Raw genomic sequence first — 25,198 nt, 5'->3', positions numbered from 1 at the left:
TTCGCTAAAACAAAAACCTCAATACATCATTGAAGTTGGCCCAGATGAGCAAGCCGAACAGCAGGAACATTCCCACCATCTGTGCATATTCCAAGAATTTGTCACTCGGCTTCCGGCGGGCGATAATCTCGTACAGCAAGAACAAGACATGGCCACCGTCGAGTGCCGGTATCGGCAGAATGTTCATAAAGGCCAGAATAATGGACAAGAAGGCCGTCATTTCCCAAAAACGCTGCCAGTCCCATACTTTCGGGAAGATGCTTCCAATGGTGGCAAAACCTCCCACACTCTTGGCGCCCTCTTTCGTGAATACATATTTCATGTCGTTCACATAGCCTTTCAAGGTATTGACTCCTAAAGACACTCCAGCCGGGAAGGATTCAAAGAACCCGTAGGTCAGCGTACGCTGCTTGTAGTTCACCAGACCTCCCATAGCCGCTACCTTAAACTGATTGTCCGTCATGACCTGGACCGTATCCCGTACCCCAGCACGCGAATACACCAGCGTGAACTCACCCGAGGTCTTCTTATTCAGTTCGGCCTTGGCCTTCAAATCCGCCATATTGTCCAGAAACTCGTTCCAGGAAGTCATCGGTTTCCCGTCGAATGCCAGCAAGGAGTCTCCTTTCTGGACACCTGCCTTGGCGAAACCTCCCCCCGGCAATACTGAATCGACCACATTCGGATAGAACACATCCACAAACATCGGGTCTTCCTTCGCCACGTCCAGCAGGCTCAGTTCCGGCAACAAGATTTTCTTTTCCTGTCCCTCCCGCAACACAGTAACCTCACGGGCCTCCACAATGCTGCGAATCATGTCCATATTGAAACGGGTCAGTTCCTTGCCGTCGGCACTCTTCAGGATATCTCCGTCGCGGAACCCGATTTCCTGCGCGTGCTCGTTGAACTTCATTCCCAGAGTCATGTCACTCAAAGCCGTATAACGGTCGCCCCACGTGAAGAGAATCATGGAATAGATGAACAAAGCCAGCAGGAAATTCATCAAAACCCCTCCCACCATGACCAGCAGACGCTGCCACGCCGGTTTGGAACGGAACTCCCACGGCTGGGCCGGCTGTTTCATCTGTTCGGTATCCATCGACTCGTCAATCATTCCCGAAATCTTGCAATATCCGCCTAGCGGCAGCCATCCCACCCCGTATTCCGTGTCACTGTTCTTCGGCTTGTATTTAAACAGCGAGAACCAAGGGTCAAAGAATATATAAAACTTCTCCACCCGAATCTTGAACAGGCGGGCGAAGAAAAAATGTCCCCCCTCGTGAATAATCACCAGCAACGACAAGCTGAGAATCAACTGAAGGGCACGAATCAAAAATGTTTCCATTTCTACTTAACTTCTTACTTAATTTATCTGATTACACTTCTTATCTCATTCCGTTAATCACCAGTTCCGCGGCAATGCGACGGGTTTCGGCATCAGTAGCCACATAATCGCCGTAAGTAGGCGTCTGGATGAAAGGTACGCGGCTCATTGCCTTTTCAATCACGTCGCTCATTCCCAAGAACGAAATCTGGTCTTTCAGGAAAGCAGCCACCACCACCTCATTGGCCGCATTCACGATGCAAGGCATGTTTCCTCCCTGATGCAAAGCCTCGTAAGCCAGTGCCAGGTTGCGGAAACGCTGCGTGTCCGGCTTTTCGAAAGTCAATGTATTGTATTTGGCGAAATCCAGCCGCTCGCCCGAAAGATGCTCCCGCTTCGGATACGAGAACGCATACTGGATGGGCAGACGCATGTCGGGCACACCCAGCTGGGCTTTCACCGCCCCGTCTTCAAATTCCACCATGGAATGAATCACCGACTGCGGATGCACCACCACCTCAATCTGCGCAGGAGTCACCCCAAACAGCCATTTGGCCTCAATCACCTCAAACCCCTTGTTCATCATGGAAGCGGAGTCAATCGTGATTTTCGCCCCCATCGACCAGTTGGGATGCTTCAGGGCCTGCTCCTTGGTCACTGTCTGCAACTGCTCCATGGTAAACGTACGGAACGGACCTCCCGAGGCAGTCAGAATCACCTTGTGTACGGGATTGTTTATTTCCAAACACTGGAAAATGGCCGAATGTTCAGAATCCACCGGCAAAATCGGTGTCTTATACTGCTGGGCCAGTCCGGTAATCAGTTCCCCCGCCACCACCAGCGTTTCCTTATTGGCTAAAGCGATGACCTTACCCGCCTTGATGGCATTGATGGTCGGTTTCAGCCCCGCATACCCCACCATGGCCGTCAATACGATGTCGATAGGCTGCGACTCGACCACCTGACACAACGCCTCGGCTCCGGCATACACCTTCACCGGCTCGTCGGCCAGCGCTTCCTTCAGCGCCGCATATTTGTCCTCATTCGCAATCACCACCACTTCCGGATGGAACTTGCGTGCCTGTTCAGCCAGCAATTCCACCTTGTTGTTGGCCGTAAGCGCATATACCTCATACAAATCCGGATGCTCCCCAATGACCTGAAGAGCCTGCGTACCGATAGACCCGGTAGAACCTAATATGGCAATCTGTTTTTTCATAACTTTAAAATACAACATATTTTGCCGGATCAATCGGAGTTCCCTCGTGCCACAGCTCAAAATGCACGTATGACACATGTTTGCCTTCGTCCTCCGTTCCGGCCAATGCGATAACTTCTCCTCCTTTTACGCGGTCGCCTTCCTTCTTCCTCGGCGTACCGCAATGCTTATAGATGGAAATAAAATTCTGTTCATGCTGAATCTGAATCAGGAAGCCCTTGTCGGCTGTCTGCACCACCGTCATCACCTTGCCGTCCATGACAGCCACGATACTCTCGTCCATGGCAGCTGCCATATCCACCCCGTAATGCTGACGCGACGGCGCAAAATCCTTCATCACGATACCCTTGGTGGGACGGAAGAACAGCAAATCGGGCAACTTATGGTCTTCTTCGGCAGCCGATCCAGCTTTCTGCCGTGCCTCATATTTCCGGCGGAAGTCGTCCTCCTCCTTCGAACGGTTCATCAGTTCATTCGTGCGGATGGTGGTCAGCGAATCGATAGACTGCACCGTATCCACGTTGACCTTCCCGCTGAAAATATCCTGAATGTTCATGATGTACCGGTTCTGACGGTCGAGCGCCTCTGCCAGCGAATCCGCTTTCAAGGCATTGGTCACCACCTGCGAACGAACCTCACTGTTCATATACCCCGGCAAGTAGTTCCGCAGGGGCGTAAAAACCAAAATGATGGCAGCCAAAAGAAAGATTACCGTACATGCAGCCAGCAGCACGGAAAAGCCGTTCAGCTTCGACACATGAATGCCGACCACCTCCTCCAAGGTGTTTTCATTGATTACCGTCAGTTTATATTTAAACTTGATGTTCTTCCAAAATGCCTTACGACCTTTCTTTTTCATACCTGCCAGTTTTTTAGTCCAACAATCCGTCGGGGATATCCACGGTCATCACCTTCTGTGCCCTGTCTATATCCAGAATAAACTCCTCATGCGCCGGAAGCAGCAGTTCCTCTCCTTCCTTTTCGATGACAAACAGTACGTTCATCGTCGTATCGTCCACATCCACCACTTCGCCCAGGTCGCCATGGTGCACATCGTGCACCTTGAACCCGACAAAGAAATTCCACGACGTGATTTCCTCCTGCTCGTCCATGTACTTCACCGGGAAATACACTTCCACATTCGTAAAGCTACGGGCCTTTTCCGCCGTATCCACGCCCTCGAATTTCACCAGGGCCACGTTGTCCGAACGGAAACGATACTCCTCGATGAAGAACGGGACCAGAATCCCGTCCAGCAACAGAATCAGATACTCACAATCCACCCGGTCGAAGATGTCGTCGGTAAACGTAAACGCGACTTCCCCTTTCACCCCATGCGGCTTGTTGATGATTCCTATCTTAAAAACTTCCTCTTTTCTGATCATACCTTATTCTATACGGGTGATACGTGCTCCCAGCGCACTCAGACGCTGTTCGATATGCTGGTATCCCCGGTCAATCTGCTCAATGTTATGAATGTGGCTGATGCCCTTCGCACCCAGTGCGGCTATCAGCAAGGCAATACCGGCACGGATATCCGGAGAAGTCATGTTGCCTCCCCGCAGGCAGAAGTTGCGGTCGTGTCCGATGACTACGGCCCGGTGCGGGTCGCACAAGATAATCTGCGCCCCCATGTCGATTAATTTATCCACGAAAAACAGGCGGCTTTCAAACATCTTCTGATGAATCAGCACACTTCCCTTTGCCTGGGTAGCCACCACCAGCATCACACTCAGCAAGTCGGGTGTCAGTCCCGGCCACGGTGCGTCGGCAATCGTCATGATAGAACCGTCCAGGAACGAATCAATCTGGTAGTGTTCCTGTGCCGGCACATAAATGTCGTCGCCCCGCTGCTCCAGCTGGATACCCAGCCGACGGAAACTGTCGGGAATGATTCCCAGGTTCTCATACGACACATTCTTGATGGTGATTTCACTGGCCGTCATAGCCGCCATGCCGATGAAACTTCCCACCTCAATCATATCCGGCAATACCGTGTGTGTGCAACCTTTCAGGCTCTTCACTCCCTCGATGGTCAGCAAGTTGGAAGCAATGCCCGAAATCTTGGCACCCATCCGGTTCAACATCCGGCACAGCTGCTGCACATACGGCTCACAGGCCGCATTGTAAATCGTCGTGACCCCCTCGGCCAGTACCGCCGCCATGATAATGTTGGCCGTACCTGTCACGGAAGCCTCATCCAGCAACATATACGTACCTTTCAGCTTGTCGGCCGTAATGCTGAAACGACCTTTCGCTGCATCGTAATCGAACGAAGCACCCAATTTCTGGATGCCCAGGAAATGCGTGTCCAACCGGCGGCGTCCAATCTTATCGCCTCCCGGCTTCGAAATCATCGCCTTGCCGAAACGGGCAATCAGCGGCCCTACCAGCATGACAGACCCCCTCAGTTTGGAGCAGCGTCCCAAGAACTCATCGCTTTCCAGGTAAGCCAGATTCAAATTGTCGGCCTGGAAAGAAAACGTATCACTTCCCGTCTTGGCCACCTTCACGCCCATGTCGCGCAGCAGCTGAATCAGGTTGTTGACATCCAGAATGTTCGGGATGTTTCCGATGGTCACTTCTTCATCGGTCAGCAAGGTAGCGCAAAGCACCTGCAACACCTCGTTCTTAGCACCCTGAGGCACAATCTCCCCCTGCAGCTTGTGTCCTCCTTCGATTACAAATGAAGCCATAGTATCCGGTTTTTAGTTAGTATTTCTTTTTCTGCTGGTTGTTATTGTTCATCTGCCGGCGGCGCGGTCCAAAGGAACGCTGTTCCACCAGATGGTATACCTCGGCCGACAGCTTGATACGTCCGCCCGACAACTCACACAAATCATCCAGAATCTTCTGGTCTTCCACCCCATCCTTGTTGAAGTTGATGTAGTCTTTCTTCATGTGGTTGGCGATGTATTTAATCAGCTGGTCCTTTTCTTCACCCTCAGGATAGTCCACCGCAATCTTGATTAAATCCTGAATGAACCTTCCATAGTGGCGGTAACGGATGACATTCGGTGAATAAGGAATCCGGTCCGGCTTCACTTCCAGACTTTCCTTCTTCACGATATCCACCGGATAGTCAATATCCAGTTTAAAGTCGGACATGATGGCCAGATGGTCCCACAGCTTATGGCGGAAGTCTTCCACGTCACGCAGTTGGGGGAACATCCCTCCCATAATATTCACAATCGTATTGGCACACCGCTGACGCTCTGCACGGTCCTCGATGGTCAATGCATAATCCACCATGTTCTGTACGCTTCTTCCATATTCCGGAAGCGGTAATTTTCGTTGCTGGGTATTATACTCCATATAAAATCTATTATTCAATCATTCAAATTCTTCTTCCACCGGTATACGTGCCCCGGCAATCCCTTCTTACAACAACTTTTTCGGAGTGGAAGCCACAAATTCCTTCAGATAGAAAGGCTCGAAATAAGCCACATCCTTGAAATCCTGTGTGGCCATCGCCTTTTCAGCCAACGGAAACATCCATTTGGCCAGCGGATGCACATCGTCCAGGAAATGCGCATTGGGATGCGTCAGTTTCTCCTTGCATTTGGCCGCCCCGTTGCCAAAGAAATACACCGGATGTTTCTCCAGGAATTCGGCATACGAGTTTTCGTCCACCACATCCGCACCGATGGCACGCTGCACTTTCAACGCACGGTTGTACACGGCAGCATACACTTCCATCCGGCGGGCGTCAATCATCGGGCAAAGCAGGGCATCTTCCGGCAGGTCGTGGGCCAGCAGTACCGGCACACACATCACTTCCAGCGTAGGAAGCCCAATCAACGGAATGTTCCGTCCGTAGCAGATTCCCTTCGCCATGGAAACCCCGATACGCAATCCCGTATAGGAACCCGGGCCACAGCTCACCGCCACCGCATCCACCGGAATGGCATGGCTGTCGGCAAACGACAAGGCTTCATCTACAAATACCCCCAGCACAGTCGCATGCGAAGGGCCGTTAAAATCTTCTTTCGAGAAAATGGAAGCCCCGTCCTGGCTCACTGCCACCGAGCAAACTTCCGTCGACGTTTCAATATGTAAAATGCACGACATAATTAAATTCAATACAGTTATATATTAGTCTGCAAATATACACTTTTCTTCTCACTCTCTCACGAAAAAAGAAGCAGAAAGTGACAAAGCCTTTCCGAAAGGCCCACCGACCCGCGCCAATTCCGACCTTCCGGTCCGCAAAACCGGAAACTTCCGCAAACATTCTTCCGAATGTCCCGAAACATTCTCTGTTCCACGATGCGGGATTTGTATCCCACACTGTGAAATATGTATCCCACACTGTGGTTTTTGTATCCCACAGTGTGGGACAGAGAAAATGCCAGTATCCTTGGAAAAACAGACAAGGAAAAACAGACTTATTTCCACGGAGATATCAGGCTTTATCTGCCCGTCACAAAGCGATTTCATACGTTTTTTACACAGCCGTTTACGCTTTATGCAGATTTTTCCTACCTTTGCATTCAAATGATTAAAAAACAAAAGGAGTTATGATACAGTCAATGACCGGATACGGCAAAGCAACCACCGCCTTCGGAGACAAAAAAATCAACGTAGAGATCAAATCGTTGAACAGCAAAGCAATGGACTTGTCCACACGCATCGCTCCATTGTATCGTGAAAAAGAAATGGAAATCCGCAACCTGATTACCCAGACCCTGGAACGCGGGAAAGTGGATTTCTGTATATGGGTGGAAAAAGACGCCGCCGAATCGGCCACTCCCATCAATACCGCTCTCGTAGAAAACTATTACAACCAGATAAAAACCATTTCTGAAACCTGCCACATTCCGTTGCCGGAAGACTGGTTCGCCACCCTGCTGCGCATGCCCGACGTACTGACACGCGTAGACGTGCAGGAACTGTCGGACGAGGAATGGGCCGTGGCCAAACAGACCATCGAAGAGGCTTTGCAGCACCTGGTGGATTTCCGCAAGCAGGAAGGCGCCGCCCTTGAAAAGAAGTTCACGGAAAAGCTGGACAACATCGAACGGCTGCTCAAATCCATCGAACCGTACGAAAAGGAACGTGTGACCAAAATCCGGGAACGCATCACCGACGCGCTGGAAAAGACCCTGAGCATTGACTACGACAAGAACCGTCTGGAACAGGAACTGATTTACTACATCGAGAAACTGGACATCAACGAAGAAAAACAGCGTCTGGCCAACCACCTGAAATATTTCCGCGAAACCATGGCAGGCGGACACGGACAGGGTAAGAAACTGGGCTTCATCGCACAGGAAATGGGCCGCGAAATCAACACCACCGGCAGCAAGTCGAACCATGCCGAGATGCAGAACCTCGTGGTGCAGATGAAAGACGAACTGGAACAAATCAAGGAACAAGTGTTGAACGTAATGTAAAAAATATGGCAGGAAAACTTATCATCTTTTCAGCCCCCTCCGGCTCCGGCAAGTCTACCATCATCAATTACTTGCTGACACAGAACCTGAACCTGGCATTTTCCATCTCGGCCACCAGCCGTGCTCCCCGTGGCACGGAACAAAACGGCGTGGAATATTTCTTCCTGACTCCGGAAGAATTCAAGCAGCGCATTGCCAATAACGAGTTTCTGGAATACGAGGAAGTGTACAAGGACCGTTTCTACGGCACCCTGAAGGCACAGGTGGAAAAACAGCTTACCGCCGGACAGAACGTGATTTTCGACGTCGACGTGGTGGGCGGATGCAACATCAAGAAATTCTATGGCGACCGGGCCTTGTCGGTCTTCATCCAGCCGCCTTCTATCGAGGAACTCCGCAAGCGACTGACAGGCCGAGGTACGGATGCGCCCGAAGTCATCGAGAGCCGTCTGGCAAAAGCCGCCTTCGAACTGGGCTATGCCAATAAGTTCGACGTGGTGATTGTCAACGACGACCTGGAAAAGGCCAAAGCGGAAGCCTTGCAGACCATCCGCCATTTTCTCCAACACTAAATCCGTCCGACTATGCCGAAAAATCCTAAAAAAGTTCTGCGCTGGATGACGCTGCTCTGCATCGTCATCGGACTGGCTGCCATTGCCGTAGGCGTAGTGGCCGTAGCCAAAGAAGAATACATCATTGCCGTCGCCATGTTGCTGGTGGCTATATGGCAGATTCTCAACTATATCCAATGGAAGAAAAGTCTCAGATAAAAACCGGACTTTTCGGAGGCTCCTTCAACCCGGTTCACATAGGACACCTGGCACTGGCCAATTACCTGTGTGAATACGGAGGACTGGAGGAAGTATGGTTTCTGGTCACCCCTCAAAATCCGTTCAAGCAGAACGAGACGCTGCTCGACGATGCGCTCCGTCTGGAGATGGTAGAGGCTGCCGTGGCCGGATACCCCCGTTTCCGGGCTTCCGACTTCGAATTCCAGCTTCCACGCCCTTCGTACACCATCCATACCCTCGACAAGCTGGCCGAATGTTATCCCGACCGGGAATTCCACCTGATTATCGGAGCCGACAACTGGCAGGCCTTCGACCGCTGGCGGTCGCCCGAGGAAATCATCCGCCGTCACCACATCCTGGTCTATCCGCGTCGGGGTTATCCCTTAGAGGATACAACTCCTCTTCCCCCTCATGTCCGGGTGGTACAGACTCCCCTCCTCGAAATCAGTTCCACCTTCATCCGCCAGGGTATCCGCGAAGGCAAAGACCTGCGCTATTTCCTGCATCCGGAAGTGTTCAGAATCATTCAGGAAAAAGGACTCTACCGCTAATCATTTCTTCCGGTGCAACACCACCAGCACCACCTCGCTCGGAGTGAAGAGGCGCACATCCTTGCGCGACGTACCCAGCCCGTTGGTAATAATCACCGGAATGCCCGCACTGTTGTGTTTCAACCCCGTCAGGAAACGGTTGCCGTATTTGGAGAAATGCGCAGGCGTCCACCGGCGGAACAGACTGACCTGCCCTCCGTGGGTATGTCCCGCCAAGGCCAGGTCGGTGTGCGACACATCCACATCTTCCACGTAATCGGGGGTGTGCACCAGCATCAACACAAAATCTTCTTCCCGCAAGGCCAAGGTAGGTGACACCCCGTTCTGCTTCAAATCGAACGGATTACGGATGCCACACAGCAAGATATATTCCTTTCCCCGCCACAGGGTATCTACCCGATGTTCCAGCAAATGTACACCTGTCTCCCGCATGGCCTTCCGTGCCAGCGAATCGGCTTCTCCGCGTTCGTGATTGCCCATCACGGCATACGTGCCACAGGGTGTCTCCACGGTCTTCAAGGCCTGGAAAAGCTGTGTCACATCTCCTCCGTTCCGCCCCCGATAGTCTCCGCCCAACAGCAGCACGTCCGCATCCAGCGAACGGAGGGCCCGGCACATACCCGGCAACCGACGGGCGGTAAACCGGCTCTCGAAATGAAAGTCGGAGGCAAAAGCTACCCGGAAACCGTCGAAGGAGTCGGGCAACTGGGCACTGTAAAAATCATACCGTTTCACACGTCCCACTCCCTTATACTTGGAAAAGGACGCCGTGGCACAAGAGGAAAGCAGGAAGCTCATCAGCAGCAAGCCACCTGCCAACAAATTCAGTCGTTTCATCATTTTGAACTACATATAACTATCCGGTCGTGACAAAGGTCGTAAAAAAATGCCTAACTTTGCCGGACGAAAAACTAAAAATCCAGATTTCATGACATACGTCAAAACCAATTCCATAAAAGCGTGGCTGCTGGCCGCCCGTCCGAAGACCTTGACCGGAGCCGCCATCCCCGTCATGCTGGGCTGTGCCCTGGCCTTTATTTACGGCCACTTCCAGCTGATACCGGCCTTGCTGTGCTTTCTGTTTGCCTTCCTGATGCAGATTGACGCCAACTTCATCAACGACCTGTTCGACTTTCTGAAAGGCAGCGACCGCGAAGACCGTCTCGGACCGGAACGTGCCTGTGCCCAAGGATGGATCAGTCCGCAGGCCATGAAGGCCGGCATTGTCTGTACTACCCTGCTGGCAGGAATCACCGGACTTTGCCTGCTTTACTACGGGGGGCTGGAAATGATTCCGGTCGGCATTGCCTGCATGATTTTTGCCTTCCTCTATACCGCCGGACCGTATCCGCTGGCTTACCACGGATGGGGCGACCTGATGGTGCTCGTCTTCTTCGGCTTCGTGCCTGTGGGATGTACCTACTATGTCATGACACACGACTGGAACACGGCTGTCACTCTCACCTCACTGGCCTGTGGGCTTCTCATCGACACCCTGCTGATGATTAACAATTTCCGCGACAGGGAACAGGATGCAGTGAGCGGGAAGAAAACGCTGGTAGTGCGGTTGGGTGCCAAAGCCGGACTGATTCTGTATTTCCTGCTGGGACTGGCGGCCTGCTGGTGCTGCTTCTATTTCCTGCGCATCGGAAAAATCTATGCCGTACTGCTTCCGCAGCTGTACCTCATTCCGCACATCCTGACCACCCAGCACATGGCCCGTATCTACCGCGGGAAAGCCCTGAACGGCATCTTGGGAGAGACCTCACGCAACATGCTCATTTTTGGATTATTACTTACACTAGGATTGATTCTTTAAATTATGATTCGGAAAGTATGCAAAGAAGATGCTCCGGCCATTACCGCCATCTACAACCATTACATCACACACACCACCATTACCTTTGAACTGGAACCGGTGAGCGAAGAAGAGATGTGGACCCGCATCCAGACCATCAGTAGCCAATACCCCTATTTCGTGTACGAGGTGGAAGGACAGATTGCCGGTTACTGCTATGTACATGGATGGAAAGAGAAGGCGGCTTACAACCAGAGTGTGGAGACCACCATTTACCTGGCACCTTCCTGTACGGGAAAAGGATTGGGCAGCGAATTGATGCAGCACCTGATAGAGGAATGCCGCCGCTGCGGACTGCATGCCCTGATTGCCTGTATCACCGAAGGCAACGAGGCCAGCTATGCCCTGCACGAGAAACTGGGCTTTGAAAAGGTATCCAGCTTCCGGGAAGTAGGCCGTAAATTCGGCAAATGGTTGGGAATCGTGGATTATGAACTGATTCTCTGAGCCCTCTCGTTCTGCAAAAAAGAAGGCGGCGTCTGGCAAACCGGACACCGCCCTGCATTGTATTTATCAGGAATTCCTCACTTCAACGTAATCGCATACTTGCTCAAGTCCTTTTCATCGGAACTGCTTCCAATCCATACCTGATATTCACCCGGGCAGAACTGGATACTGTGAGTAGTTTCATTCCACCACTCCAGGTCTTTCTTTGACAAGGTAATACACACATTTGCAGTCTTTCCAGCCGGAACAAACACCCGTTTGAAGGCTCGCAAGGTCTTCACCGGACCTCCTTCGTCGCCCACCTTATTCAGATAAACCTGTACTACTTCCTCCCCATCGCGACTACCGACATTCGAAACCGGTACAGTCACCGTCAGATTGTCGTTACTGCCTATCGTCTGTGCATTGAAAGTAGCCGTGCCATACTTAAAGGTAGTATAGCTCAACCCATACCCAAAGGGGAAGAGCGGTTTTTCCGTCATGAAACGATAGGTACGTCCCTTCATATTGTAATCCTCAAAGTCGGGCAACTGCTCCGTATTCCGGTAGAAAGTGACCGGCAAGCGTCCGGCCGGATTGTAATCCCCAAACAACACCTCGGCCACCGCCTTACCGCCCTGCTGCCCCGGATACCATGCCTGCAAGATGGCCTCACACGTCGCCGTTTCCGGCACCAGTCCGATGGGCGAGCCGGAACAGTTCACCAGCACCACCTTCTTTCCGGCCCGGTGCAAGGCTGCCAGCAATTCCCGCTGCACTTCCGGCAATTCGATGCTGGTACGGTCTCCCTTCCGGAAACCCGGCAAATCCACGCCCATCTCTTCGCCTTCCAGACTCGGGGAAATACCTCCCACAAAGACCACCACATCGGCATTCCGGACGGCCTGAACCGACCGGGCTACATCCACTTTCTTCTTAAAGCCCAGGTCGAAGTTCAACTGCGCATCACTTTGCAGGTATTCAAACTGAAGTTCGATGTCGTACTTCTGCCCGGCTTCCACCGGCAGCGTACAAAACTGCTTGCTGCCCCCGTGCACATTATGATAGTTCATCACCTCCTTCCGGTTGACCAGCAACCTTCCCTTGCCATAACTATACACATCCAGCACAATCTCCCCTGATGCTTTGGGCTGGTACGTGGCATTATACGTAGCCGAAAAATCCGTCAGGTTCACCCCCGGTGCAAACACCGTCGCCCCCGAAGTACAGAAATTAAACGGTGTCATCACCCGTGTTTCCACGTCCACTTTACCCTCGTGGTTCACATTGTTCCAATAACGCGCCGTGAAACCCGGCCGCCCTTCCGACCTACACTCACTGAACACGCTTTCCAGCAATTCATCGCCTACCCACGGACAACCCTGTTCATAAATCAGCTTATCATCTTTTCCAAGTGCCGACCGGATTCCCTCCAGAATGGTCACCGTATGAGAAGGTACTCCGTTGTAGTTTCCCCACATCATGACCGAGTCTTTGGCATTCGGTCCCATGACCGCCACGGTCAGTCCACCGCGCTTCAACGGAAGCACCCGGTGCTTGTTCAGCAACAACGTCATGGATTCCCGCGCCATCCGCAATGCCAGTGAATCGTGTGCCGCAGAAGCCACTACAGAGAAAGGAATCTTGGTCCAGGAAACCTTTTCCGGATTGTCCATCTCGCCCAAGTCGAAACGAGCCTTCAGCAACCGCTTGACCGACTTGTCGATGACCTTCTCATCAATCATCTTTTTCCGGGCCGCTTCTACCAGCGATTCATACGTAGAGCCACATTCCAAGTCCGTACCACTCAACACGGCCGCCGAAGCAGCCGAAGGTGCGTCCTTGTGCGTGCGATGTCCTTTTTCATCAAAAAAATCATTGATGGCCCAACAGTCACTCAAAATAATGCCGTCGAATCCCCACTCTTCCCGTAGAATCTGCGTCAGCAGACGGTTGCTGCCACAACAAGGCTCCCCTTCAAAACGGTTGTACGCACACATCACCTCCTTTACCCCAGCATCCTGTACCAGCGCTTTGAAAGCCGGCAAATAAGTCTCATACAAATCCCGAAGGGGCAAGTCTTCCACGTCAAAAGAATGGCGGTTCCACTCCGGACCCGAGTGTACCGCAAAATGTTTGGCACAGGCATACAACTTGTCGTACTTCCCGTCGGTTTCTCCCTGCAAACCTTTGACCACCATCACGCCCATCTTACTTGTCAGAAAAGGATCTTCGCCGTAGGTTTCAATCCCTCTTCCCCAACGCGGATCACGATAAATGTTCACCGTCGGTGTCCACATGGTCAGTCCCTGGTATCTCTTGTAACTGTCATGTTGCACGTAATAAGTATTTTTAGCCCGCGCCTCATCCGACACCGCCGTAAATACCTTATACACCAAAGAATCATCAAAAGATGCTGCCATACCAATCGGCTGCGGAAAGACCGTAGCCAGTCCGGCACGAGCCACCCCATGCAGCGCTTCATTCCACCAGTTATACGGCTTGATTCCCAGCCGCTCCACCGGCTTCGACACATCCATCATCAAAGAGACCTTTTCTTCCAACGTCAGTTCCTGCAAGAGCAAGTCGGCACGCTGGTCGGAAGGCAAAGACGAATCCCGGAAATCGGGACGGGCACAGCCCAGAAAAGCCAAGCCCAATAGCCAAACACCATACCTCATAGATTTATTTATTAGCAGTTTCCCATAGCTTTGTTTCAGCACAATGAATATCTGCCCACAAGTTACCACATTTTATTTAAAAAAAATATTTTTACAAGTATTTTCCCCTATCTTTTCTATTCTATCCCCCTTTCTATTTCGACAAAACTATAATACATAAGAAGAAATTATAAAAATGCATCACAGGAGTACCCAAACAACTGTCAAGACCTGTCCTTAAATAACGTTATCCTAAACCAATACATAGACGTATGCTTAATTCAAGAAAAATAATTACATTTGCATAATAAAAAGTATTAGAAAAACCTTTAAATCAATTGTGTTCTATGAAAAGAAACTCAGTAAAAGTATGGACAATCTGCCTGCTAGCAGCAGGATGCATGGCGGCATGCACACCACAAGAAACCCAGACGGGTGACCTGAATGTGATTCCACTCCCGCAGGAAGTAACGGAAAATCCGTCCGCGGCACCTTTCGTTATCAAATCTTCCACGACCATCGTCTACGACGAAGGCAATGAAAAGCTGGCAAGCACAGCCCGCCTTTTGGCCGATTATATCAAAGAGGTAACCGGTACGGAGGTCAAGACTGGTACAAAAGCAGGGAACAACTGTATCATACTGAAAATTGACCCTTCCATCACCCACAAAGACGGGTATGAACTGAATGTAACAACTGAGGCTGTCACCGTCACAGGAGCTACCGAAGCCGGAGTTTTCTACGGCTGCCAGACCATCCATAAGGCGCTTCCCATCACAAAGGGCAAAGCATTGGCCTCACTGCCAGCAGGCGAGGTGAAAGACTTTCCGCAATACAATTACCGTGGATTCATGATTGATGTAGGCCGTCATTTCTTCCCGAAAGAATATCTGAAAGAATTGATTGATGTCATGGCACTGCACAACGTCAACTATTTTCACTGGCACCTGACCGAAGACCAAGGCTGGCGCATCGAAATCAAAAAATATCCCAAGCTTACGGAAATAGGTTCGTACCGTAAAGAAACAATTACAGCTCCCGGCTCAGGCAAATTCGACGGGACTCCGGTAAGCGGTTACTACACACAGGAAGATGCCAAAGAAATCGTGGCATACGCAGCCGAACGATTTATTACAGTCATCCCCGAAATAGACATGCCGGGACACATGCTGGCAGCACTGGCTTCGTATCCGGAACTGGGATGTACCGGCGGTCCGTATGAAACAGCTACCAAGTTCGGAGTATTCAAGGAAGTGCTTTGTGGAGGAAATCCCAAAACATTACAATTTGCCAAGGATGTGGTAAATGAACTGATGGATATTTTCCCGGACGCTCCTTACATACACATCGGAGGAGACGAATGTCCAAAAACAGAATGGGAAAAATGTCCAAAATGCCAGGCCAAAATCAAAGAACTGGGACTGCGCGACACGAAAGAGCACAGCAAAGAAAACCAGCTCCAAGTGTATTTCATGAATGAGGTGGAAAAGGAAATAGCCAAACGGGGCAAGAAAATGCTGGCATGGGATGAGATTCTGGAAGGCAATCCAAATCCAGAAACAACTACTGTCATGGCATGGACGGGGGTAAAGGCTTCCATCAAGGCCGCACAGCTGGGACATCCTACCATCGTCTGCCCCATCAGTCACTTGTATTTCAGCAATCCAGGATATAATCGTCTGAAAGGCATCAGCAGTGTGGCACGGGTATATAACTTTGAACCGGCATCCGACGAATTGACTACGGAAGAAAAGAAAAACATTATCGGAGTACAGGGATGTATCTGGACTGAATGGACCAAAGACAGCGTGAAAATGGAATGGCAGATGATGCCACGCATCGCCGCACTGAGTGAGTTGCAGTGGAGCAACCCGGAAAAGAAGGATTTGAACGGATTCCTGAAACGACTCCGCCACCAGCTGGATTTGTACCAATTGTACGGATATAATTATAAAAAGGATATCGAGGACGTCACCATCGACGTTGAACCGAAAGGGGAAGGCGGAGCAGCTGTCATTCAACTGAAAACATTCGACAATGCACCGGTTTACTACACCTTGGATGGTTCAGAACCATCGGCTGCCTCACAACAGTATACGCAACCATTTACGGTAGACCAGACGACGACCATCAAGGCAAAGGCTATCCGCGACGGCCGTGAAAGCGATGTGACAGCAGAAACTCTCACGTACAACCTGGCTACCATGCATCCCATTACCCTGAAATGTACACCCGACGAGAAGTTCACTTACAAGGGGGCCAACTTACTGGTAGACGGCATGCAAGGAGATGACAACTACCGTTCGGGACGCTATATCGGCATTTACGGTCAGAATTTGGATGCCACCATCGACTTGCAGGAACCGAAAGAGATATCTTCTGTATCAGTCGGCACTTATCTGGTCCCAGGCGACTATATCTTCGGACTGACGGGATTAGAAGTATATGGCTCTGAAGATGGAAAGACTTACACCAAAATAGGTTCGATATCCATTCCGACACTGGAAAAAGGCAGCAAGAACAATGTGCTGAAACGTGATACCGTCAGTTTTGAGAAGACAAAAGCACGCTATGTACACATCATCGGAAAGAATACACCAGTACTTCCAAAATGGCACCCAGGGGCAGGCAAGCAGACTTTCTTGTTCCTTGATGAAATCGCCATCAATTAAGTTTGAAACAAACAGACAGCAGCTGAGGCAGTCTGCCGGAAAAGAACATCAACGGAAAGCTTGTATCAGGCTCCAATCGGAAAAATCCCGATGCCATTATCCGTAAAATGTAAAACAATAGCTCTATCAAACTCCATTTGGGATATGATAGGGCTATTTCCGTACCACGAAGGAGTATCAGTTTCACACATAAAACTCCTCAAAAAACTCCCTTGCGTTTTTCCAGGAGCACACTTATAGAAGTTTAAGAATATTAATTGTCAAGATATTACCGACCAGTTCACATTTTTCTTACGGAGTTCTTTCAGCTGTTGCCAGACAATCCGGTTTTCCGGCTTCATTCCCTCAGGATCGTCATCCAACAAGCGCTCCGCAATGCCACGGACGTATTGCAGCAGCTGCCCGTCTTTGGCAATGTCGGCAATCTTCAGGTCGAAGGCCACTCCACTCTGTTGGGTACCTTCCAAATCGCCGGGACCACGCAGTTTCAAATCAGCTTCGGCAATCTCAAAACCATCGTTGGTCTGTACCATAATCTCAATGCGCTTGCGGGTTTCTTCCGTCAGCTTGTATCCGGTCACCAGAATACAATACGACTGGTCAGCCCCCCGGCCTACTCGTCCACGAAGCTGGTGCAGCTGGGAAAGTCCGAAACGTTCGGCGTTTTCGATGACCATCACCGACGCATTGGGCACATTCACCCCTACCTCAATCACGGTGGTGGCCACCATAATCTGGGTTTCATTGGCCAGGAAGCGTTGCATTTCCTCCTCTTTCTCGGCCGGTTTCATCTTGCCGTGCACCTTGCTGACCTTGTATTCGGGAAATTCCTCACAAATATGCAGATAACCTTCTTCCAGGTTCTTGATGTCCATCTTTTCACTTTCCTGAATCAACGGATACACGATGTACACCTGACGTCCCTCCTGAATCTGTTTGCGCATGAACTCATACATGCTTTTCCGGCGGTTGTCAAACTGATGGATGGTCTGGATGGGTTTCCGGCCGGGAGGCAGCTCGTCGATGACCGACACATCGAGGTCGCCATACAAAGTCATGGCCAGCGTACGGGGAATCGGAGTAGCCGTCATGACCAGCACATGGGGAGGACGAGTGTTCTTGCCCCACAGCTTGGCTCGCTGGGCTACCCCAAAACGATGCTGCTCGTCAATGACCACCAATCCCAACGAAGAAAAGTTAACCGTATCCTCAATCACGGCATGCGTACCAATCAAGATATGCACATCCCCTGTCAATAAGTCCCGGAGAATCGTTTCCCTGCGCTTGCCTTTCACGTTGCCGGTCAGCAATTCTACCCGCACCGGCATCCCTTCCAAAAAGTGGCGGATGGTTTCATAATGCTGGGTAGCCAGAATCTCGGTAGGAGCCATCATGCAGGCCTGGAAGCCGTTGTCCAAGGCAATCAGCATGGTCATCAGGGCCACCAGGGTCTTCCCACTACCCACATCTCCCTGCAACAGCCGGTTCATCTGCCGCCCGCTGCCCATGTCGCGACGCATTTCCTTGATGACACGTTTCTGCGCTCCCGTCAGCTGGAAAGGCAGGTGATGGGCGTAAAAGGTATTGAAAATTTCGCCCACATGCTCGAATACCAATCCGCGGAACTTATTTCGTCGTTCCTTGGTGTAACGGAGGATGTTGAGCTGCACGTAGAACAGTTCCTCAAACTTCAGCCGATATTGTGCCTTGCGGAGAAGTTCTGGATTCTGCGGAAAATGAATGTTATATAATGCATCCGTCAGGGGCATCAGCTGGTGAGCCGCAATCAGGGAAGGACTCAGGGTCTCCTCAAAACTGTCCTTCTGCAAGGCCTGGAAAAGATTCTTCATCAGCTTTTCCAGCGCGTGCGAATTCAAGCTGGTACGCTTCATCTTTTCCGTGGTATTGTAGTAGGGCTGGAGCCCCATGGTGGAAAGAGTGAGTTCCTGTGCCGGGTCGATGTCGGGATGCGCCACGTTGATGCGCCCGTTGAATACTGTCGGCTTACCGAACACGATGTATTCCTCGTTGGCCTTGTACTTTCCAGTGATGTATTTCAGTCCCTGGAACCACACCAGGTCTACCACGCCCGTACCGTCGGTAAAATGTCCTACCAACCGGCGTTGGCGGCCTTCACCCAACAGTTCAAAGCTCAGAATCCGTCCGCGCAACTGAATATAGGGCATATTGCCGTCAATCTCGTGAATATAATACAGACGGCTGCGGTCCACATACTTGTAAGGGAAATAATACAACAGGTCACGTAAGGAATAGATATTCAATTCCTTATTCAGCAGAGCCGCCCGTTGCGGTCCTACCCCCGGTAAATATTTCACATCGCGTGTGGATAAGTCAAACATCAGTCGTCAATAAGTGATTCAGCTACTTTCAGGTCAAAAGGAGTGGTGAGTTTGATATTTTCCCGATTGCCAGGCACCAAATGTACCGACTGTCCCAATGCTTCCACCACCGAAGCATCATCGGTAAAGAAAGGCTTGTACTCCTGTGCGTATGCCCGTTTCAGCAGTTCCACCGTAAAGACCTGCGGTGTCTGCACCAGCTTGTATTCATTACGCGAGACCGTCTCACTGCCTCCTTCGGGCAACAGATGACGAACGGTTTCCACCACATCCGTCACGGGCACTACGGCCTGCAAGGCTACCGCCTGTGCATAGCAGTCCGCAATGACTTGCGAAGAAACAAAAGGACGTACCCCGTCGTGTACTCCGACAATTCCGTCTTCCTCTACCAGAGCCAATCCGTTCTTCACGGAATGGAAACGGGTGTCCCCTCCTGCCGCAATCCGATGAGACAAAGCAAAGCCATACTCAGCACAAAGGTGCTCCCAGTAGGAACGCTGTTCCACCGGAAGCACCACAATCAGTTCAATCTGCGGGTCACAGGCATGAAAAGCCTCCAGCGTACGCATCAGTACCGGCTTTCCTTTTACCGGTATGAACTGCTTGGGAATCTCTCCCCCCATACGCAGGCCTTTTCCTCCCGCTACCACAATGACATATTTCTTCATTATGCCAGCAACATTCCTTTTTTCACTTCAAGGGTCTTTTCTGCACCGGCATATTTTTCCAGAATGGCAAAGCCAAAGGCAGGTGCGGCACCCGGGCCTTTACCCAAAATGAAATTGTCGACGATTTCGACCATGTTGCCCGTATATTCCGCTCCTTCCAGGAACTTGTCGAAGCCCGGATAGCAGGTCGCTTTCTTGCCTTTCAGCAAACCGCGCTTGCCATAAACCATCGGTGCGGCACAGATGGCAGCCAGCGGTTTTCCGGCAGCGGCAAAACTCATGATCAGCTTGTCCAGTCCGGCATGTGCATCCAAGTTGGTGGCACCTGGCAGTCCTCCGGGAAGTACAATCATTTCCACCTCTTCCTCTTTCAGGTCTTCAAACAACATATCTGCTACGATAGGTACCTGATGGGAGCTGGTCACGGTCTTATTACCGGTTACAGACACGGTTTTCACATTCAATCCGCCTCTACGCATGATATCCAACGGGAACATGGCTTCCATTTCCTCGAAACCTTCAGCCAAAAAGATACAAACTGCTTTCATAAATCTATCTGTTTAGAATTAAAAATTATCTCAATTTAAAATAATAGGTGATGGTACCACTCTGGTTGTTCACCCCATCCACCGCATTGAAGCGGGCTTTCCGGGCCGCCTCTTCCGCTGCTTTCCGCAACGCCGGATTTACCGTGTTCGTCCGCTTGTTGATACTGGTACTGATGACCTGTCCTGCGGGGTTTACCACGATGGTCACCACCACACGGCCTTCATCCTGCACGTTGTACACCGGCACCGGAAGCTTTCCGCTACCCAGCGAACGGCCGTTCAGGTCGAAAGTGCCATAACCGCCTACGCCACTCGTCTTTCCAGTGGAGGAATTCCCGGTAGGACTTCCCTGCAAACCCGCACCAGAGGCATTGCCCTTGCTTCCCATCTGGGAGCCCTTTCCAAAGGCACCGGCTATCTTGTTGGCAGCCGCTTGTGCCGCAGCCTTTTCCGCTTCAGCCCGTTTCTCCGCCTCGGTCTTCTCCTTCGGCTTGTTCACAGTCTGTGCTTCGGTCTTCACCGGTGTTTTCTTCGGCTGTTCCTTCTTGGGAGTTTCTTTTTTCGGGGTCTCCTTCTTCACCTGCAAGGAAGGTTCATTCTGCTGCGTAATCATCGGCTGTTCCACGGCAGGCGTCTCTGCCGCTTCTTGTGCAGCAGGAGCTTCCGAAGGCATCATGTCCACCTCCGTCAAGGTATAAGGGTCGGCTTCTCCTCCCGCCAGTTCCGTATTGCCCAGCATCACGGGCACACCGCCTTCCTCCTGTTCTGCCGGTACGGTCAGCTTCAGAAGAAACAGCAGCAGCAACACCAGCAGGTGCAAAACCACCGTACATACAATTCCGATTACCTTATTTTTTTTCAACGTCACTCTGCTTTTTAGTTTTTATCCGGACGGCGAGTCGCCAGGACCATCTTGAAATGATTCTCGTTCGCAATATTCAGTACCCGGACGATTTCACGATACGGAATGGACTCGTCGGCATACAGGGCTACATACATTTCCGGTTCTTTCCGGGCACATTCCTGAAGAAACGCAGCCACCTCATCGATGGCCAGCGGCATTTCATCCTCGTTGCCGAAAGCACCGTAATAGTTCAGGTCTTTATCAATGATCACCCGCGCCATAGGCTTGGCCGAAGTCTGCTCCGAACCTTGGGGCAGAAGCACCTTGATGGCATTCGGCGATACCATGGTAGAAGTGATCATAAAAAATATCAGCAGCAGGAAAATCAGGTCGGTCATGGACGACATGCTGAAGCTGGGTGATATTTTCTGTCTTCTCTTTAATGCCATACGCGTTTATTTTTCAGTCGGTTCATTCAACAAGTCCATGAAGGCCAGTGTGCGTGCTTCCATCTGACTGACCACCTTGTCCACACGGTACACCAGATGGTTGTAGGCAAACATCGTGGCAATGCCGACCACCAGTCCGCCCACCGTCGTAATCATGGCTTCGTAAATACCGCTCGACAGCAAAGTGATGTCGATGTTATTGCCCGCGTTGGCCATGTTCCAGAAGGCACGCACCATACCGGTCACCGTACCGAGGAATCCCAACATCGGTGCCCCGCTCGAAATAGTGGCCATGATAGACAAGCCGTTTTCCAGCTTGGCCACTTCAATGTTTCCGGTATTCTCGATAGCGGCCTGCACATCAGCTACCGGACGGCCCATACGGGTGATACCCTTCTCAATCATGCGGGCCGAAGGAGTGTTCGTAATGCGGCAATAGTTGATGGCCGACTTGATTTCACCCGACTTGATGTAGTCGCGGATGCGGTCCATAAACAAAGGGTCATCCTTTCCTGCCTTACGGATGGCTACTGCCCGTTCAAAGAAAATATAGAAAGCGATTACCGACATCACAGCCAGTACAATCATAATCCAGCCTCCCTTGCAGGCCATGTCCCAAAGATTCATCTGTGGCTCACCGGAAGAAACCGGAGTCAGCACCGGATTTGCTCCGGCCATTGTGTCGGCTACAGCCTGAGCGGCAGCCAGTAAAGTTAATGTCATCATAATTTAACGAAGGCAATTTTTATATTCTTCAATGGTTTTCTTCAATCCTAAATACAATGCGTCGCATATCAAAGCATGGCCGATGGATACCTCATCCAGCCAAGGAATATGATCATGGAAATACTTCAGGTTCACCAGGCTCAAATCATGTCCGGCATTCAGTCCCATACCCAGTTTATGTACCCGGTCGGCGGCCTCCACAAACGGAGCCACAGCTGCTTCCGGATTCTTGGGATAAAGAGAAGCATAAGGTTCCGTGTACAACTCTACCCGATCGGCCCCTGTCTTGGCTGCATATTCAATCAGTTCCAAGTCTGTCCCCACAAAGATAGAAGTACGGATGCCTGCTTCACCGAACGTATCCATCAGCTCTGTCAAGAAAGCCTGATGCGTTTTGGTATCCCAACCACAGTTGGAGGTAATCTGGTCGGGCGTATCCGGGACCAAAGTCACCTGAGTCGGTTTTACCTTCAATACCAGGTCGACAAATTCTTTCGAGGGATAACCTTCAATATTGAACTCTGATTTCAACACCGGGCGCAAGGCATACACATCCGAGTAGCGGATATGCCGTTCATCCGGACGCGGGTGAACCGTAATACCTTCCGCCCCAAACTGCTCGCAGTCCAGTGCCACTTTCTCTACATCCGGGTTGTTTCCGCCCCGCGCATTACGAAGCGTAGCCACCTTGTTTATATTCACACTTAATTTAGTCATATTCCATGAATTTCGTTATCTTTTAAGAAGACAGGAGGCGGCTCGGCATAGCCCAATCGAAAAACTTTGTTTTTCGTTTGTCTCTACTCTCGCCTTTCGCTATCTTTGCATCAACATCGTGCAAAGTTAGCAGGTTTTACGAGAAACTTGCCATGTTTATTCTTAAAAAGATTGATAAAAAACACCCTATATGCAGCGGAAGATGAAATTCGCCCTCTTTGGAAATACGTATCAGGAACATAAATCGGCCCACGTGACTCATCTGCTGGAGATTCTCCGGCACAAGGAAGCAGACATTTGCATTCACCGGGAATTCTACGAGTTCCTGCGCCTGCATACCTGCGCCGACCTGACGGGACTGGAGATTTTCAACGGTCATGACGACTTTACAGCAGATATGGCACTCAGCATCGGCGGCGACGGCACCTTCCTGAAAACCGCCAGTCTGGTGGGCAACAAGGAGATTCCCATACTGGGCATCAACACCGGGCGCCTGGGGTTCCTGGCCGACATTACGCCCGACCAGATGGAGGAGACCTTCGAAGAGATTCATCAGGGAATGTACCTGGCCGAACCGCGAAGGGTCTTGAAACTGACCAGCAACGGGCAGGTACTGAAAGGATATCCCTACGGACTGAATGAAATCGCCATTCTGAAGCGTGACAGTTCGTCCATGATTTCCATCCGGGCTTATATCAACGGAGAATTATTGAACGTATATCAGGCCGACGGACTGATTGTGGCCACTCCTACCGGCTCCACGGGGTATTCTCTCAGTGTGGGCGGTCCGATTCTGGTTCCCCAGAGCGGCACCATCAGCCTGACCGCCGTAGCCCCGCACAGCCTCAACGTGCGCCCTATCGTGATTCGGGACGACTGGGAAATCACCCTGGAGGTGGAAAGCCGCAGCCACAATTTCCTGATTGCCATCGACGGCCGCAGCGAAACCTTCCGCGAAGGCAGCCGGCTGACCATCCGCCGGGGAGAACATTACATCCGCATCGTGAAACGCTGCCATCATTCTTTCTTCAACACCTTGCGCGAGAAAATGATGTGGGGAGCCGACTCGCGCATTTGAGTCCCGACAGCAACAAAAAGCCGGAACGCTTTCTGAAGGCATCCCGGCTTTCTGAATATCTATCCAGTTACGCATTGTCTTTCTGACGAATTTCCACCCGGCGGATTTTTCCGCTGATGGTTTTCGGCAATTCATCCACAAATTCGATAACACGCGGATACTTGTAAGGCGCCGTCACCCGTTTCACGTGGTCCTGCAATTCCTTCACCAGTTCCGGCCCGGCTTTCTGCTTGTAATCCTTTGCCAATACGATGGTAGCTTTCACCACCTGTCCGCGGATTTCGTCGGGTACACCGGTAATGGCACATTCCACCACCGCCGGATGGGTCATCAGGGCACTTTCCACCTCGAACGGGCCGATACGGTAGCCGGAGCTCTTGATGACATCGTCGGCACGGCCCACAAACCAGTAGTAACCGTCCTCATCACGCCAGGCCACATCGCCGGTATAATACACTCCGTCATGCCATGCCTCGTGCGTCAAAGCCGGGTCGCGATAGTATTCCTTAAACAGTCCCAGCGGTTTGCCCTTGTCGGTACGCACCACAATCTGCCCTTGTTCTCCATCTTCCGCCGAACGGCCGTCCGGTTTCAGCAAATCAATATCATACTGCGGATTAGGCACGCCCATACTGCCCGGTTTGGGTTCCATCCATGGGAAAGTAGCCAGTGTCAGGGCCGTTTCCGTCTGTCCGAAACCCTCCATCAGACGGATACCCGTGATACGCTTGAAGGTCTCATACACCGAGTAGTTCAGAGCCTCGCCCGCTGTGGTACAATATTCCAGCGACGACAAGTCGTACTTCGACAAATCCTCCCGAATCAGGAAACGGTAGATGGTAGGAGGTGCACAAAGCGAGGTGATGTGATAGTCGTGAATCTTCTGCAGGATATCGGCCGGCGTAAACTTC

25 protein-coding genes are annotated in these 25,198 nt (G+C 51.2%); 8 read left to right on the top strand and 17 right to left on the bottom strand.

The window, feature by feature from the left end:
- Positions 1-4 precede the first annotated feature (4 nt).
- From rseP to tsaB, 7 genes are all read right to left on the bottom strand, one after another.
- Entirely contained in the window at positions 5-1,345 is a 1,341-nt protein-coding gene (gene rseP, locus OIM59_RS00125) for an RIP metalloprotease RseP (protein WP_299170438.1), read from the bottom strand.
- 40 nt (positions 1,346-1,385) lie between these two features.
- A complete protein-coding gene (locus OIM59_RS00120; RefSeq protein WP_299170440.1) occupies positions 1,386-2,543 on the bottom strand; it encodes a 1-deoxy-D-xylulose-5-phosphate reductoisomerase in 1,158 nt (385 codons plus the stop codon).
- A gap of 4 nt (positions 2,544-2,547) precedes the next feature.
- A complete protein-coding gene (locus OIM59_RS00115; protein ID WP_299170442.1) occupies positions 2,548-3,402 on the bottom strand; it encodes a M23 family metallopeptidase in 855 nt (284 codons plus the stop codon).
- 13 nt (positions 3,403-3,415) lie between these two features.
- On the bottom strand, positions 3,416-3,928 hold the full coding sequence (rimM, locus tag OIM59_RS00110; protein WP_177867274.1) for a ribosome maturation factor RimM: 513 nt from the start codon (positions 3,926-3,928) through the stop codon (positions 3,416-3,418).
- A 3-nt stretch (positions 3,929-3,931) separates the two neighbouring features.
- Complete coding sequence (gene murA / locus OIM59_RS00105) at positions 3,932-5,239, bottom strand: UDP-N-acetylglucosamine 1-carboxyvinyltransferase (protein WP_299170446.1); 1,308 nt, start codon at positions 5,237-5,239, stop codon at positions 3,932-3,934.
- 16 nt (positions 5,240-5,255) lie between these two features.
- Positions 5,256-5,858: a DUF4290 domain-containing protein gene (locus OIM59_RS00100; RefSeq protein WP_303894157.1), complete on the bottom strand. Its 603-nt coding sequence runs from the start codon at positions 5,856-5,858 to the stop codon at positions 5,256-5,258.
- Positions 5,859-5,924: 66 nt separating this feature from the next.
- Positions 5,925-6,614 (bottom strand): tRNA (adenosine(37)-N6)-threonylcarbamoyltransferase complex dimerization subunit type 1 TsaB, encoded by a 690-nt coding sequence (gene tsaB, locus OIM59_RS00095; protein WP_299170450.1) that lies wholly within the window; start codon positions 6,612-6,614, stop codon positions 5,925-5,927.
- A 449-nt stretch (positions 6,615-7,063) separates the two neighbouring features.
- Here tsaB and OIM59_RS00090 point away from each other — a divergent pair, with 449 nt between their 5' ends.
- The 4 genes from OIM59_RS00090 to nadD are packed head-to-tail and all read left to right on the top strand — an operon-like array spanning position 7,064 to position 9,281.
- On the top strand, positions 7,064-7,939 hold the full coding sequence (locus tag OIM59_RS00090; RefSeq protein WP_204475775.1) for a YicC/YloC family endoribonuclease: 876 nt from the start codon (positions 7,064-7,066) through the stop codon (positions 7,937-7,939).
- Between the two features lie 5 nt (positions 7,940-7,944).
- Positions 7,945-8,511: a guanylate kinase gene (gmk, locus tag OIM59_RS00085; RefSeq protein ID WP_299170453.1), complete on the top strand. Its 567-nt coding sequence runs from the start codon at positions 7,945-7,947 to the stop codon at positions 8,509-8,511.
- A gap of 12 nt (positions 8,512-8,523) precedes the next feature.
- A complete protein-coding gene (locus OIM59_RS00080; protein WP_072541589.1) occupies positions 8,524-8,709 on the top strand; it encodes a hypothetical protein in 186 nt (61 codons plus the stop codon).
- Positions 8,688-9,281 carry a nicotinate (nicotinamide) nucleotide adenylyltransferase gene (gene nadD, locus OIM59_RS00075; protein ID WP_299170456.1) on the top strand — a complete coding sequence of 198 codons (594 nt, stop codon included), beginning with the start codon at positions 8,688-8,690 and terminating at the stop codon, positions 9,279-9,281. Before OIM59_RS00080 ends, nadD begins: the two co-directional genes overlap by 22 nt.
- Here nadD and OIM59_RS00070 read toward each other — a convergent pair whose 3' ends face one another.
- Entirely contained in the window at positions 9,282-10,118 is an 837-nt protein-coding gene (locus OIM59_RS00070) for a metallophosphoesterase (RefSeq protein WP_299170545.1), read from the bottom strand.
- A gap of 91 nt (positions 10,119-10,209) precedes the next feature.
- Between OIM59_RS00070 and menA the strand changes: the two genes are divergently transcribed.
- Positions 10,210-11,100 carry a 1,4-dihydroxy-2-naphthoate octaprenyltransferase gene (menA, locus tag OIM59_RS00065; protein ID WP_299170458.1) on the top strand — a complete coding sequence of 297 codons (891 nt, stop codon included), beginning with the start codon at positions 10,210-10,212 and terminating at the stop codon, positions 11,098-11,100.
- Between the two features lie 3 nt (positions 11,101-11,103).
- Positions 11,104-11,586, top strand: coding sequence for a GNAT family N-acetyltransferase (locus OIM59_RS00060; RefSeq protein ID WP_072541586.1), 483 nt, complete (start codon positions 11,104-11,106; stop codon positions 11,584-11,586).
- 77 nt (positions 11,587-11,663) lie between these two features.
- On the opposite strand, the gene xyl3A is transcribed toward OIM59_RS00060, so the two are convergent.
- A complete protein-coding gene (gene xyl3A, locus OIM59_RS00055; protein ID WP_303894146.1) occupies positions 11,664-14,246 on the bottom strand; it encodes a xylan 1,4-beta-xylosidase in 2,583 nt (860 codons plus the stop codon).
- Between the two features lie 326 nt (positions 14,247-14,572).
- Between xyl3A and OIM59_RS00050 the strand changes: the two genes are divergently transcribed.
- Positions 14,573-16,897, top strand: coding sequence for a glycoside hydrolase family 20 protein (locus OIM59_RS00050; protein WP_303894143.1), 2,325 nt, complete (start codon positions 14,573-14,575; stop codon positions 16,895-16,897).
- Between the two features lie 260 nt (positions 16,898-17,157).
- Here the strand turns inward: OIM59_RS00050 and recG are convergent, their stop codons facing one another.
- From recG to OIM59_RS00015, 7 genes are read right to left on the bottom strand one after another with little or no spacing between them, the layout of a single operon-like run.
- Complete coding sequence (recG, locus tag OIM59_RS00045; protein WP_299170463.1) at positions 17,158-19,257, bottom strand: ATP-dependent DNA helicase RecG; 2,100 nt, start codon at positions 19,255-19,257, stop codon at positions 17,158-17,160.
- Positions 19,257-19,925: a 2-C-methyl-D-erythritol 4-phosphate cytidylyltransferase gene (locus tag OIM59_RS00040; protein WP_303894140.1), complete on the bottom strand. Its 669-nt coding sequence runs from the start codon at positions 19,923-19,925 to the stop codon at positions 19,257-19,259. Before OIM59_RS00040 ends, recG begins: the two co-directional genes overlap by 1 nt.
- Complete coding sequence (locus OIM59_RS00035; protein WP_022353468.1) at positions 19,925-20,473, bottom strand: DJ-1 family glyoxalase III; 549 nt, start codon at positions 20,471-20,473, stop codon at positions 19,925-19,927. Before OIM59_RS00035 ends, OIM59_RS00040 begins: the two co-directional genes overlap by 1 nt.
- Before the next feature lie 25 nt (positions 20,474-20,498).
- Positions 20,499-21,335 carry a TonB family protein gene (locus OIM59_RS00030; protein ID WP_299170469.1) on the bottom strand — a complete coding sequence of 279 codons (837 nt, stop codon included), beginning with the start codon at positions 21,333-21,335 and terminating at the stop codon, positions 20,499-20,501.
- A gap of 14 nt (positions 21,336-21,349) precedes the next feature.
- The gene (locus OIM59_RS00025; protein ID WP_072541576.1) at positions 21,350-21,766 is read right to left on the bottom strand and encodes a biopolymer transporter ExbD; all 417 of its coding nucleotides are present in this window, start codon (positions 21,764-21,766) and stop codon (positions 21,350-21,352) included.
- Positions 21,767-21,772: 6 nt separating this feature from the next.
- On the bottom strand, positions 21,773-22,492 hold the full coding sequence (locus OIM59_RS00020; RefSeq protein ID WP_072541575.1) for a MotA/TolQ/ExbB proton channel family protein: 720 nt from the start codon (positions 22,490-22,492) through the stop codon (positions 21,773-21,775).
- A gap of 3 nt (positions 22,493-22,495) precedes the next feature.
- Positions 22,496-23,209 carry a pyridoxine 5'-phosphate synthase gene (locus OIM59_RS00015; protein WP_303894133.1) on the bottom strand — a complete coding sequence of 238 codons (714 nt, stop codon included), beginning with the start codon at positions 23,207-23,209 and terminating at the stop codon, positions 22,496-22,498.
- 190 nt (positions 23,210-23,399) lie between these two features.
- Here OIM59_RS00015 and OIM59_RS00010 point away from each other — a divergent pair, with 190 nt between their 5' ends.
- Positions 23,400-24,287: an NAD kinase gene (locus OIM59_RS00010; RefSeq protein WP_299170475.1), complete on the top strand. Its 888-nt coding sequence runs from the start codon at positions 23,400-23,402 to the stop codon at positions 24,285-24,287.
- Between the two features lie 67 nt (positions 24,288-24,354).
- On the opposite strand, the gene OIM59_RS00005 is transcribed toward OIM59_RS00010, so the two are convergent.
- A partial coding sequence (locus OIM59_RS00005) for an AMP-binding protein (RefSeq protein ID WP_303894129.1) occupies positions 24,355-25,198 on the bottom strand: 844 nt, incomplete at its 5' end.

It is taken from the genome of Bacteroides mediterraneensis, from assembly GCF_025993685.1.
Lineage (GTDB): Bacteria > Bacteroidota > Bacteroidia > Bacteroidales > Bacteroidaceae > Phocaeicola > Phocaeicola mediterraneensis_A.
Note: the sequence above shows the minus strand (reverse complement) of the source record. Positions and strands in the feature narration are given on the sequence as shown.